The organism is Acetobacter sp. A11-2, from assembly GCF_040208445.1.
GTDB lineage: Bacteria > Pseudomonadota > Alphaproteobacteria > Acetobacterales > Acetobacteraceae > Acetobacter > Acetobacter oryzoeni.
Window position 1 is genome coordinate 1,237,997 of record NZ_CP157843.1, and the last position, 12,455, is coordinate 1,250,451.

10 protein-coding genes are annotated in these 12,455 nt (G+C 55.4%); 8 read left to right on the forward strand and 2 right to left on the reverse strand.

The annotated features are described in order from the left end of the window. The first annotated feature begins 55 nt into the window (after nucleotides 1-55). Genes ABNV41_RS05985 through ABNV41_RS05995 form a run of 3 tightly spaced genes read left to right on the forward strand, consistent with a single transcriptional unit; the run spans nucleotide 56 to nucleotide 6,009 of the window. Nucleotides 56-676, forward strand: coding sequence for a thioredoxin domain-containing protein (locus ABNV41_RS05985; RefSeq protein WP_050819652.1), 621 nt, complete (start codon nucleotides 56-58; stop codon nucleotides 674-676). Nucleotides 677-715: 39 nt separating this feature from the next. Then, nucleotides 716-5,239 (forward strand): AAA family ATPase, encoded by a 4,524-nt coding sequence (locus ABNV41_RS05990; protein ID WP_050819651.1) that lies wholly within the window; start codon nucleotides 716-718, stop codon nucleotides 5,237-5,239. Between the two features lie 11 nt (nucleotides 5,240-5,250). Then, on the forward strand, nucleotides 5,251-6,009 hold the full coding sequence (locus ABNV41_RS05995) for a hypothetical protein (protein ID WP_050819650.1): 759 nt from the start codon (nucleotides 5,251-5,253) through the stop codon (nucleotides 6,007-6,009). A gap of 89 nt (nucleotides 6,010-6,098) precedes the next feature. On the opposite strand, the gene ABNV41_RS06000 is transcribed toward ABNV41_RS05995, so the two are convergent. Then, nucleotides 6,099-7,616: an acetyl-CoA hydrolase/transferase family protein gene (locus ABNV41_RS06000; RefSeq protein ID WP_003628680.1), complete on the reverse strand. Its 1,518-nt coding sequence runs from the start codon at nucleotides 7,614-7,616 to the stop codon at nucleotides 6,099-6,101. Between the two features lie 307 nt (nucleotides 7,617-7,923). On the opposite strand from ABNV41_RS06000, the gene ABNV41_RS06005 reads away from it, so the two are divergent. From ABNV41_RS06005 to gltA, 4 genes are all read left to right on the forward strand, one after another. After that, on the forward strand, nucleotides 7,924-8,655 hold the full coding sequence (locus tag ABNV41_RS06005) for a metallophosphoesterase (protein WP_050819649.1): 732 nt from the start codon (nucleotides 7,924-7,926) through the stop codon (nucleotides 8,653-8,655). A 66-nt stretch (nucleotides 8,656-8,721) separates the two neighbouring features. Continuing rightward, nucleotides 8,722-9,051, forward strand: a complete 330-nt coding sequence (locus ABNV41_RS06010; RefSeq protein WP_349935065.1) for a chorismate mutase — start codon at nucleotides 8,722-8,724, stop codon at nucleotides 9,049-9,051. A gap of 9 nt (nucleotides 9,052-9,060) precedes the next feature. Continuing rightward, nucleotides 9,061-9,585 carry a histidine phosphatase family protein gene (locus ABNV41_RS06015; RefSeq protein WP_050819647.1) on the forward strand — a complete coding sequence of 175 codons (525 nt, stop codon included), beginning with the start codon at nucleotides 9,061-9,063 and terminating at the stop codon, nucleotides 9,583-9,585. Nucleotides 9,586-9,737: 152 nt separating this feature from the next. After that, nucleotides 9,738-11,048 carry a citrate synthase gene (gltA, locus tag ABNV41_RS06020; RefSeq protein ID WP_012812828.1) on the forward strand — a complete coding sequence of 437 codons (1,311 nt, stop codon included), beginning with the start codon at nucleotides 9,738-9,740 and terminating at the stop codon, nucleotides 11,046-11,048. Between the two features lie 163 nt (nucleotides 11,049-11,211). On the opposite strand, the gene ABNV41_RS06025 is transcribed toward gltA, so the two are convergent. Then, the gene (locus ABNV41_RS06025; protein WP_003622965.1) at nucleotides 11,212-11,451 is read right to left on the reverse strand and encodes a hypothetical protein; all 240 of its coding nucleotides are present in this window, start codon (nucleotides 11,449-11,451) and stop codon (nucleotides 11,212-11,214) included. Between the two features lie 246 nt (nucleotides 11,452-11,697). On the opposite strand from ABNV41_RS06025, the gene ABNV41_RS06030 reads away from it, so the two are divergent. Beyond that, nucleotides 11,698-12,453: an orotate phosphoribosyltransferase gene (locus ABNV41_RS06030; RefSeq protein ID WP_012812827.1), complete on the forward strand. Its 756-nt coding sequence runs from the start codon at nucleotides 11,698-11,700 to the stop codon at nucleotides 12,451-12,453. The last annotated feature ends 2 nt before the right edge of the window (nucleotides 12,454-12,455 follow it).

Consider the following 12,455-nt stretch of genomic DNA (forward strand, 5'->3'; position numbering starts at 1 on the left):
CGTCATGCCTTTAACCGCTTATTGATTTGCACCCACCAAGGGAGACCGGATTTCCATGTCTTTCACCCGCCGTTCCATTCTCGCTGCCGGAAGTCTGGCCGTTGCCTCCACTGCCCTGCGCGGTATTTCTCTGGCGGCAGATGCCACGGATACACGCTTTACCCCGCGTGAACTGGGCAACCCCAACGCCAAGATTGTGGTGGAAGAATGGTTCTCCCTTACCTGCATTCATTGCGCGCACTTTGCAGAAAACACCTTCCCGCAAGTGCAAAAAGAGCTGATTGATACCGGGAAAATCCGCTACGTTTTTCATGATTTCCCCACAGATCAGCTTGCAACGGTTGCTGCCATGGTAGCCCGCACCCTACCGCCAGAACGGTACGAGCCTTTCTGCTCCTCCCTGCTTTCCAGCCTCGATCGCTGGGCCTACATCAAGGAAGGCAGCCCGAAGGATGAGCTGAAGAAAATGGCGGCCTTTGCCGGCATGCCGGGCGATACGTTTGAAAAAGCCATTGCTGATCAGCAGCTCATGCAGTTCATCCTGAACCAGCAGACGGAAGCGCAGGACAAATTCCATTTTGATTCCACCCCCACCTTCCGCTTCAATAACAAGGAGCAGGTGTCCAGCGCGCTGACTTATGAGGACTTCACCAAATATTTGGCTAAAGCCAGCTAAGCCTACGCATGTTGTCCTGAGCCCGCGCCCTATACCTGCATGACAGTTCGTTTCGTTCGTCTGCGCATTGTCGGATTCAAAAGTTTTGCGGATCCGGTAACGGTGGAAATCCTGCCCGGGCTGACAGGCATTGTCGGCCCCAATGGGTGTGGCAAATCCAATGTGGTAGAAGCCCTGCGCTGGGTGATGGGTGAATCGTCCGCACGTTCCCTCCGTGGGGGGGAAATGGATGATCTTATTTTTGCAGGCACCACGGGCCGCCCTGCCCGATCTTTAGCCGAAGTTACTGTTACGCTGGAAGGCACCAAGGGCTTTGGCCCCGCTGCCTTTGCAGATATGGACGAACTGCAGATTACCCGTCGGGCAGAACGCGGGTCTGGCAGTGATTACCGCATAAATGGCCGCCCCGTACGTGCGCGAGATGTGCAAACCCTGTTTGCCGATCTGGCATCTGGCGCACGCTCTTCTGCCATGGTCAGCCAAGGCCGCGTGGCCATGCTGGTTGGCGCGCGGCCAGAAGAACGCCGCACCATTTTGGAAGAAGCCGCAGGCATTACCGGCCTGCATGCCCGCAGGCATGAAGCGGAACTCAAACTGCGTGCCACAGAATCCAACCTGACACGCGCAGAAGACCGCCGCCAGCAACTTTCAGACAGGTTGGATGGACTGGCCGAACAATCCCGCGATGCCAGCCGTTACCGTGAACTTTCCGCCGCGTTGCGAGAAGCCGAAACAGAACTTCTGGCCGTGCTGCATGCCCGCGCTCGGCTGGCTGTAGAGCGCACCATTGATAACGCCGCCCGCGCCCGCAAGGCCCTGACCGAGCATGAAGAAGCCGCAGAAAGTGCTGTGGTTGCCGAATTTGAAGCCAACAAGGTTTTACCCGGCGCCAGAGAAAAAGCCGATGCTGCCCGCACCGCGCTGGAACGGTGCCGCGTATTGGCCGAAGGCGTTGCACGGGAAGAAGAACGCGCCGCCACACAGGCCAATGATGCCGCAGAACGCCTAAAACAGCATGAGGCCGATGCAGACGCAGCCAAAACCCGTCTAGATGATGCCACAGCAACGCTTGAACGCCTGAAGGCCGAAAAAGCAGAAACAGAAGCCGCCATTACCTCACTGCCTACGCGCACGGCAGAAGCAGAGGCAAAGCAGCAGGCATTGGCCAAAGAGCTGGCAGAAACAGAGCAGAAACTTGCCCAGCTTACCGCCGAACTCAACACAGCGCGCGCGGCACATGATCGCGCAGCCGAAAATCTGACGGTAGCACAAAACCACCATGCCCGTATTGCGGCAGCATACACAGCATTACAGGCTGAGCTTGCATCGCTAGAGCAGCAACTGCCGGATGCAGAGGCCATTCAGGCTACACAAAAAGCTGTAGAAGATGCCCAAGCCGCTTTCCAGAACGCCAAAACCACACTGGATACGGCAGAACGCACACGGTCTGAATGCAATGTCGCACTTTCCGTTGCGCGCAATAACGCGCAGGCTGCGGAGCAAGCGCTAACCGAACTCCGCCGCACGCTGGAACAGGCGCGCACGCGGCTTGTTTCCCTCAAGGCTGATCTGGCCCAAGCGGAAAAACGCCATGCCGATACACTTGCCGCTTTGGTTGATGAAAGCATCCGGCTTCAACTCAAGCAGGAAACCGATGCTGCCGCCCAAGCCGTGCAGGCTGCGCGTGACGCACTGGAAAAAGCCGAAACAGAACGGCTGAACACCAACACAGCCCTAACAGATGCCAGCCGCGCCGCGCAGGAAGCCGAAGCCCAGCGCCGCAATGCAGAAAACACCCTGCGGGCCGCCGAATCCTCTCTTAAACGCGCAACGCAGGAAGCCCAGACCCTCACGCAGGCGCTGGAAAAAACACTGGCAGAAGCCCCGCCAGAAGATGCGCTGAAGCAAGCGCGGGAACAACGCACCACGCAAGAACAGGCCCTGCAAAAAGTTGTGCAGGCGCTGGAAACAACCGAACATAACCTGCAACAACACCGGCAGGAACAAACACAAACACAGCAGCAGCTTACCACCCTGCATGCCGAACTTACCCGCCTACGCGCGCAAGCTGAAGGCTTGGCCGAAGCGTTGGGGAATGAGAAAGAAGCCTCGGCTGAACCCATATCCGCGCAGATCACCGTTCCCGAGGAATATGAAGTTGCGCTGGCTGTAGCACTCACAGATGAGCTGGATGCCCCCGCAGCAGACAATGCCCCCCGTGGCTGGCATTTGCTAAAAGATGCAACTGCCGCACCTCTGCCCGGCAAAGCTGTTGCCCTTAAATCCGTTATTACCGCACCGCCAGAACTGAACAGGGTGCTGGCATATACTGGCGTTGTACCCGATGGCACAGATGGTGCCAGTTTGCAGGCACACCTTCTGCCGGGGCAATGCCTGGTCTCTCGCGCAGGGGATTTATGGCGGTGGGATGGCTTTTACACCCGCGCGGGTGAACCCGATTCCTCTGCCCGCAGGTTGGCCCAACGCCGTATTCTGCGTGAAACCTCGGCCCGTATTGCAGAAATGGAACAGCACGTTCCGCAAGCCGAAGAAAAAGCCGTAGCCGCCCGCACCAACGTGCACGCCGGAGAAAAACAGGCTCAGGAACAACGCATAGAGCGCAGCAAGCTGGAACAGAGCCTGCAAAAAGCCCGCACGCAGGAATCCGAGCTAGAACGCCAACACACGTCTTTCCGGGCAAGGTTAGATGCGCTCCGCCCCCAACAGGAGCGCGCGCTTGCTGCTAAAACCGAGGCTGAATCGGCCTTGGCTACCGCTACGGCAGCACAACAGGCCTTACCTCCGGCGCAAAACTTTCAGCAAGCTCTCACCACTGCGCGGGAACAGCATACAGCCGCGCAAAAAACGGAGCAGGACTGCCGCACAGCCCTTAAACTGGCGGAACAGACCTTCCAACGCGTCCAGCAAAAACAGACCCAAACAGAAAACCAGCACACAGCCGCCACAACGCGACTGGAAACGCTTGCTCCAGAACGCCAGCGCCTACGCCAGAATCTGGAAGCGGAAGAAGCCAATGTTCTTGAACTTGAGCAACGCTTAACATCTGCTCAAACAGAAAATGCCACAGCCGCGGCCCTGAAAGACGCACAAGATAATCTGGAACAGGCGCAACAGGCTTTTCAAGCGGCCTCATCCGCCTTTGCCCAAGCTGAACAGGCGGCCCAAGCCAGCACACAGCAGCAGCAAAAAATGCAGGAGCAGGCCCTTACGCTGCGCAGCCGCATTGCCGCTCTGACCCCTCGGCTAGAAGAATTGCAGCAAGAGCAGCAGGACGCACAAGACAAACTCTCAACCGCCACACAAACAGAAGCCCAAACAGCAATCGCCCTGCCGCAAGATGCCGAAGAAACGCTTGCCCATCTGCACACGCAACGCGCGGCCCTTACAAGCCAGCTAGAAGCCACGCGAGAACTGCGCGCCACGCTGCAGGCTGAAGCCTCAACGCTGGAAACACGCCTGACATCTCTTGTGGCTGCAGAAGAAGAATGGAGCCAACGCGCCGCCACAGCTAACGCAGAAGCTGAAAATGCAGCCCAGCGCGTGGAAGCGGCACGCAATGAACACACCAAGGTTTCAGAACTTCCGGCCGAAGCGCAACGCCAGAAGCAGCAAACCCTTTCAGCATTGGAAGAGGCTGAAGAAGCCTACGCACAGGCCGATAAAATACGCGCTGAAGCCGAATCTGCCTTAAATGCCGCCAATGAACAGCGCCGCCGCACAGAAGCCGAGCTAAACACAGCACGTGAAAACCTGCTGAAAGCCGATGCCAAAAGTGAACAGGCACAGGCTATTCTGGATCAGCTTTTGGCAGATACCCCCACCCCGCCGCGCCAACCCACGGGGGATCTGACAGAAGCTGCCGAAAGCTCCCTGCGCCGTAAGATCTCTCGCCTCACGCGTGAACGCGAAGATATGGGGCCGGTTAACCTGCGTGCAGAAATTGAAGCAGAAGAAGCCTCTACCCAAGCGCGCACGCTGGCAGATGAGATTGCTGACCTTGAAGCGGCCATCAGCCGCTTGCGTGGCTCCATCGGCACACTAAATAAAGAAGGGCGTGAACGGCTGATGGCTGTGTTCACGCAGGTAGATCACCACTTCCAATCTTTGTTCACCCGCATGTTTGGCGGCGGGCGGGCACATCTGGGGCTGGTGGGGAGTGATGATCCGCTGGAAGCCGGGCTGGAAATTTACGCCCAGCCGCCAGGCAAAAAGCTTGCTACACTTTCTCTGCTTTCGGGGGGTGAACAAGCTTTAACCGCATTGTCATTGATTTTCGCGGTTTTCCGCTGTAACCCTGCACCAGTATGCGTTCTTGATGAAGTGGACGCACCGCTGGATGATGCCAATGTGGGCCGCTTTAGCGCCCTACTTGGTGATATGGTAACCGAAGCGGGAACCCGTTTTCTGGTGGTAACCCACCATCAGTTAACTATGGCCCATATGGACCACCTGTTTGGTGTCACCATGCAGGAGCGAGGCGTAAGCCGCGTGCTTTCAGTTGATCTGGCACGGGCTGCTTCCATGGCTGGCCAGAATGATTAAGGAAGAACCGAATGTCGCATCCTGAAAAGGCGGCTGACATCTCTGTGCAACAGAGCAGCAAGTCTTCTCGTGGCTGCTTTAAAAAGATCGCTCTGGCTGTTGGGCTGTGCGTGGCAGTGGGTACAACGCTGGTTGTGCAACACTCCAAGGCCTATGGCATTATGGCACGCATCCACCACGGGCTGATTGTTTGCACGCCGGGCACAGGGCTTGTAACCACCCCGGTTTCCACCTCCTCCCCGCATGATGGCGTGCCTTCCATGCTGCGGCTGGAACTTGCCAATGGGCCAGATGGGCGCGTTATGGTGGAACCCGGCTCTAACGAGCTGGAAGGCGTGCTGGCCTCTGCCCACCACTCCAACACATTGCTCATGCTGGATATCAACAGTGCCAGTGCAGATAATGTGGTGAAACTGGTGCGCAAAACCCGGATGCGGGACAGAGTTATTCTGGTGCCTTCAGACCATAAGGACACAGAAACCGTTCTGCATGCCGATTCCAAAATTATGGTTGCCATTCCCGTCAATTCCGAGCGGGATGCCTATGCTGCCCATAAGCTGGCTGGCCGCCACCCTTATGCCGCGTATCTTTCACCCTCCGCCACCCCGCACCTGTTTGCGCTAACGCACCGCGATGCCGAAGCCATTATTACGGATAATCCGGGTGCTCCCAAAGGCTCCACCAGCGAGTTTCTAGCTGAACGGCCCGTAGATATCATGATTACGCAGCAGCCTACGCAGCTGGCCGATACAACAGCCAACAAGAGCTGAGCATAAAAAGGCTTCTTCCCACCTCACATGAGAAGATGCAGGAAGAAGCCTGAAAAAAAGAGGCAGAAAACCTGCCCCTCTCCTTCATTTTAAGCAGGCATCATGGAGCCTGTTTCAATAAACCGCTGATGCCAGGAAAGAGCTTCCGTCAGCAGGTGTGGCGTATGCTTGCCAAAGGAGTTCTTGAGCGCGCGGTCAAAGTAATCCTGCAGCATTGGCCGGTAATCCGGGTGTGCACATTTGGAAATAATTTCACGCGCACGCTGCACGGGTGAAAGCCCACGCAAATCTGCCAGACCCTGCTCGGTTACGAAAATCTGCGCATCCTGCATGATGTGGTCCACATGCGCGGCCATAGGCACAATGGCAGAAATTTTGCCACCTTTGGCCGTGGAGGGAGACAGGAAGATGGAGAGGTAGGAACTCCGGGCAAAGTCACCCGAACCGCCAATACCATTCATCATCTTGGAGCCCATCACGCGGGTGGAGTTTACGTTGCCGTAAATATCCGCCTCAATCATGCCGTTCATGGCAATGCACCCTAAACGGCGGATAATACCGGGGCTGTTGCTGACATCCTGCTGGCGCAGAATGATCTTGCTCCGGAAGAAATCCATACGGTTGTTAATTTCTTCCGCCGCTTCCGGGCTGAGTGAGAAAGACGTGGCAGAGGCAATGCGCATGCGGCCAGAATCCAGCATGGCCAACATGCCATCCTGAATAACCTCACTATACCCTACCAGATTTTCAAACGGGCCTTCCTTCAGCCCTTCCAGTACGGCGTTGGCCACGTTGCCTACGCCAGACTGAAGCGGCAGAAGTGATGGCGGCAGACGGTTCTGTTTGACTTCATGCCCAAAAAAATCAAGCAGATAGCCCGCAATGGCCTTGGCTGTATCATCCGGCGCAGCAAAGGGGGCATTTCTGTCCCGATCATTCGTGCGCACAATGGCGGCAATCTTGTCCGGGTTTACACGTAAAACCGTGCCGCCCACACGCTGGTCTGCCCGCACAATTGGCACAATATCACGCGTTGGCGCACCACTTACGTTGCCATCCCAAATATCATGAATGCCTTCCAGCGCCGGGTTCTGCCATTCATTCACTTCAATAATGACCTTGTCAGCCAGATTGAGGAATGTCTGGGAGTTACCAACAGAAGATGTGGGCACAATGCCGCCATCTTCCGTAATGGCTGTCGCTTCCACCAGAGCAATGTTGAACTTGCCGTAATTGCCCTGAATGGCACGGCCAGCCACCTGCCCCAGATGGTTATCAAAATATTCTGTTTCACCCGCATTGATACGGTTGCGCATGGTGGCATCCGTATTGAATGGTGAACGGAAATAAACCCCGTTGGCCTTTGCCAGCTCACCATCCAGCTGCGGGCCGGTAGAGGCACCCGTAATCAGGCTGATCTGGTATTTCTCACCCCGATCATGCGCAGCCTCCATCCGGCGGGCCAGCGCCTTGGGTACTTCCTTGGGGTAGCCTGCACCAGTAAAACCACTGGTGCCCACCACATCACCGTGTTTGATCAACTCGGATGCGGTTTCTGCCGGACATACTTTACTGCGCAGCGCGACGTTCCGAATGCGCTCTGTCATGAGAGGGCTTCCTGTTCTTTTTCAAACTGTTCCGAATTCCCGAAAGCACAGACCACCAAGAAGACACCGCTGCAACTGTTTGAAGCTGCTCCAACACATTCTTCTACCTGTGGCATGTTATCCTTCCGTTTCAGGCTGTTTTTTCAAAAACCCGATTGCCCGTATAACGTAAGCGCAAACAGATCGTGCTGGCGCGTCACATACTTGTGCATGATCTGGAGGTAAATGAAAAAAAACTTGCTGTTCCAGTTCCTGTTTGATCTCGAAAAGCCTACATGGAAGTAAGGAAATAACGGATTAAAACACCATGCTTGAGCTGCTTCCCCCTGACGGAAACGTGAAAGATGCAATGCGAAACGGACTCCGCATTGTGGGGGACGTGCATGGAGATCTGGACGCTTTCCGCCACGCCGTTGCCACAGACCGCTTTGTGATTCAGCTAGGTGATCTGGTAGATTACGGGCCAGACAGCGCAGGTGTCTTGCGGCTGATGTTGCAGGTGATGCACGAAAGACGTGGCCTGTTCTTAATTGGCAACCATGACCGCAAACTTGGCCGCGCCCTTATGGGCAAGCGTTTGCGCTCTACCCCTCATCTGGAAGACACGCTGGCGCAGCTTTACCGGCCAGAAAACACAGATGTGCTGCATGCCCTTTTACCTGTGCTGGAAAACGCCCCCGCGTGGCTGGTAATGGGCCAGACCGTTTTTGTACACGGCGCGTTTGACCCACGTATGTTGATGGAGCCACCTCCACCACCGTTGGGCCGCGTGACCTACCTGCTTTCCCGCGCATTGTTTGGGGAAACCACAAACCGCATGCAGCCAGATGGATACCCCGAACGCACACTTAACTGGGTAAACACTATTCCAGCCGGATACACCATCTATTGCGGGCATGATCAGCGCTCCACCAATGGTTGCCCGCTGGCCATTCCTGGCCGTTCTGGCGGGCAGGCTATTTTTGTAGATACGGGTGCGGGTAAAGGGGGACATCTGGCATGGCTAGACCTGCCCCCACCTTTTGTGGAAAAAGCCTGAACAGACTTTACCAACCACAGCGCATTTTACAGGCGCTGGTGCATATTCTGACAGAACCGGAACAGCATGACCGTGACAGACGACCAGTCCATCTCCCCCACTCAGGCCCTTCAGGACCTGCGCCGCAGCATTGATAATATCGATTCCGCCCTAGTTTCCATGCTCGCGGAACGTTTCCGCTGCACCAAGGCCGTGGGGGCGCTTAAAGCACGCTACAACATGCCGCCGGCAGACCCTGCGCGTGAGGCCCAGCAGATTGCCCGCCTGCGCAAACTGGCAGAAGATGCACATCTGGCCCCGGACTTTGCTGAAAAGTTTCTGAACTTCATTATCCATGAAGTTATCCGGCATCATGAAGCCATTGCACGGCAAACAGCCGCAGCCCCCAAAGCGTAAGGCCCACGCATGCGCCGCCTTGTTCTGCTTCGCCATGCTGAAGCGGCTTCCGCCCTGTTAGGAGATTTCAGCGCCGAAGCTGATATGAACCGCCCCCTTACACCTGTGGGGCAAGAGGCGGCACGCCGCTGCGGGCAGTGGCTGGCAGCGCATAGTATTGTTCCTGATAGCATTATATGTAGCCCGGCCTTACGCACGCGGCAGACCTTGGCAGGTGCCCTGGCGGCTCTACCTGCTACGCTTCCCGCTCCAGATTACTGTGCAGATATTTACGAAGCCACGCCCGAGGCTTTGTTGGCACGTATTCAGCAAGTGCCCGATTCAGCTTTTACCGTGCTGATGGTGGGGCATAATCCGGGTATTTCCTTATTAGCCCACCACTTAGACATGCAGGCCAGTGAACTGGACCAGGGATTCGCGCCAGGAGCCGTTGCTATTTTTGAAATGTATGGAAGCGACACATTGCCGGATATGACACGCTGGCAAATGTGCGATGGCCAAAGCATGCATTTGCACACATTCGCGCGACCCTAATCCCAAAAAACTGTGGTTTTCCAAGCATACTCCGTTCCGATAACGCTTCGTTTATCGCCGGCAATCTTCCGGTTTCCTTTTGAATAGGTGACAAAGTGGAACGAGCAGGCCGCAGCAGCGACCGTGGCCCAAACATGCAAAAGGAAACACTAATGAGCGCGTCGCAGAAAGAAGGTAAGCTATCTACCGCTACCATTTCGGTTGGTGGGAAGTCCGCCGAAATGCCTGTGCTTTCAGGCACTCTGGGACCGGATGTTGTCGACATCCGCAAACTTCCTGCGCAACTGGGCGTTTTCACGTTTGACCCAGGTTACGGGGAAACCGCCGCCTGCAACAGCAAAATTACCTTTATTGATGGTGACAAGGGCGTTCTGCTGCACCGTGGTTACCCCATTGCCCAGCTGGCGGAAAATGCTTCCTATGAAGAAGTTATCTACCTGCTTCTGAATGGTGAACTGCCTAACAAGGCACAGTACGACACCTTCACCAACACTCTTACAAACCATACGCTGCTGCACGAGCAGATCCGTAACTTCTTTAACGGCTTCCGGCGTGATGCCCACCCAATGGCCATTCTGTGCGGCACGGTTGGGGCTTTGTCCGCCTTCTACCCAGATGCCAACGATATTGCCATTCCCGCCAACCGGGATCTGGCAGCCATGCGGCTGATTGCCAAAATCCCAACCATTGCGGCATGGGCTTACAAATACACGCAGGGCGAAGCCTTTATCTATCCGCGGAATGATCTGAACTACGCAGAAAACTTCCTGTCCATGATGTTCGCGCGCATGTCCGAACCTTACAAGGTCAACCCTGTTCTGGCCCGTGCCATGAACCGGATTCTGATCCTGCATGCCGATCATGAACAGAATGCTTCTACCTCCACCGTGCGCCTTGCCGGTTCTACGGGTGCCAATCCATTTGCATGTATTGCTGCGGGCATTGCCGCCCTGTGGGGACCTGCTCACGGTGGCGCCAATGAAGCCGTACTGAAAATGCTGGCGCATATTGGCAAAAAGGAAAACATCCCCGCCTTTATTGCGCAGGTAAAAGACAAGAACAGCGGCGTGAAGCTGATGGGCTTTGGCCACCGCGTTTACAAAAACTTCGACCCGCGCGCGAAGATCATGCAGCAGACCTGCCACGAAGTTCTGACAGAACTGGGCATTAAGGATGATCCGCTGCTGGATCTTGCTGTTGAGCTGGAAAGAATTGCCCTGAGTGATGATTACTTCGTGCAGCGCAAGCTCTACCCGAATGTGGATTTCTACTCCGGCATCATTCTCAAGGCTATGGGCATCCCCACCAGCATGTTCACCGTGCTGTTTGCCGTAGCCCGTACCACCGGCTGGGTTAGCCAGTGGAAGGAAATGATTGAAGAACCGGGCCAGCGTATCAGCCGCCCCCGCCAGCTTTATATTGGCGCACCGCAGCGTGACTATGTGCCGCTTGCCAAACGCTAAAAGCGCCTAAACTCCAAAAAGCCGGTTTTCCTTAAGGGAGACCGGCTTTTTGTTTGCTCTGCTTTTCAACAGGCACAAAACACACATAAAACATGCGGGCATAAAAAAACGCATGCCCTTGCGGGACATGCGTCTGATTACATCGGGCTATGCCCTTGGTGCGTTAGTTGCAATCACACCCTTTGGTTGGCCCGGAATCCATGCGGACAACATGATGATCAATCCATTCGGACACAAGGCGGCGTGCCTCATTCACTGATGCTTCAGGATGATGAATGCGGTACAGGGTGGTGCAGGCATTAAATGCCGTAACATCTGCTGTCCCCACTTCGCGCAGTTCCTTGTAAGCCGTTATAACGGCCCGCTCACACTTGCGCGCGATACGATTAGCTTCGGCGGCCACGGCATATTCCTTAACTGATAATCAATCTTAACTGGAGATGATTAAACGCTACATCTGCCATATAAGCAAGGTGCAAAAATCAATTCCGGGGCTTTTGAACATCACAAGTTTTTCACCCATATGCTGCTCACGTCTTTATCTGGCATGCATATGCAGGAAAACTGCCATATCAGGCATGGATTTTCCAAGCCTGCGGCGTTATTCCAAACATATATAGACAACCGCCAAATTCAAGGACATGCGCACATGACATCACCCTCAGGCGTGGCCTCTGCCCACCCCGCTGAGACCAGCGACTGGGACCGCGACGCGGCCCTGACCACCGCACGCCTGCTGCTGGAAATCAAAGCCGTAAATTTCCGCCCAGAAGACCCCTACACCCTGACTTCTGGCTGGAAATCCCCCGTCTATATTGATTGCCGCCGCATTATCTTCTTCCCCCGCGCCCGTGCCAAAATTATGGAACTTGGGGTGGAAAAAATCGGCCGCCACGTTGGGTATGAAAGCCTGGATGCCGTTGTGGGTGGTGAAACCGCAGGTATTCCGTTTGCCGCATGGATGGCAGACCGCATGATGCTGCCAATGGCTTATGTGCGCAAAAAGCCAAAAGGTTTTGGCCGCAACGCCCAGATTGAAGGCGATGTGCCCGAAAACATGCGCACCCTGCTGGTAGAAGATCTGACAACCGATGGTGGCTCCAAAGTGCAGTTTGCCAACGCTCTGCGCAATGCGGGCGCCATTATCAACCACGCATTTGTTGTGTTCTATTACGGCGTTTTCCCCGGCGCACAGAACACGCTGGCAGAAATGAACGTCTCTCTGCACGCCCTGTGCACATGGTGGGATGTGCTAGAAGCATGCTCCACACGGCCATACTTCTCTGAAGAAGCTGCATCTGAAGTACGGCGTTTTCTGGAAGATCCTTGTGCTTGGTCTGCCCGCCACGGTGGTGTTGGCACCTTGGAAGAAGCGGCTGCATTTAAAGCCAACAAGGATAAATAAAA

What these genes read in the sequence shown, in the direction of transcription:
- ABNV41_RS06000 (WP_003628680.1), bottom strand. Translation starts at nt 7,616, where the DNA reads ATGACAGAGCGCATTCGGAACGTCGCGCTGCGCAGTAAAGTATGTCCG.
- ABNV41_RS06010 (WP_349935065.1), top strand. Translation starts at nt 8,722, where the DNA reads ATGACCGTGACAGACGACCAGTCCATCTCCCCCACTCAGGCCCTTCAG.
- ABNV41_RS06030 (WP_012812827.1), top strand. Translation starts at nt 11,698, where the DNA reads ATGACATCACCCTCAGGCGTGGCCTCTGCCCACCCCGCTGAGACCAGC.
- ABNV41_RS05985 (WP_050819652.1), top strand. Translation starts at nt 56, where the DNA reads ATGTCTTTCACCCGCCGTTCCATTCTCGCTGCCGGAAGTCTGGCCGTT.
- ABNV41_RS05995 (WP_050819650.1), top strand. Translation starts at nt 5,251, where the DNA reads ATGTCGCATCCTGAAAAGGCGGCTGACATCTCTGTGCAACAGAGCAGC.
- ABNV41_RS05990 (WP_050819651.1), top strand. Translation starts at nt 716, where the DNA reads ATGACAGTTCGTTTCGTTCGTCTGCGCATTGTCGGATTCAAAAGTTTT.
- ABNV41_RS06005 (WP_050819649.1), top strand. Translation starts at nt 7,924, where the DNA reads ATGCTTGAGCTGCTTCCCCCTGACGGAAACGTGAAAGATGCAATGCGA.
- gltA (WP_012812828.1), top strand. Translation starts at nt 9,738, where the DNA reads ATGAGCGCGTCGCAGAAAGAAGGTAAGCTATCTACCGCTACCATTTCG.
- ABNV41_RS06015 (WP_050819647.1), top strand. Translation starts at nt 9,061, where the DNA reads ATGCGCCGCCTTGTTCTGCTTCGCCATGCTGAAGCGGCTTCCGCCCTG.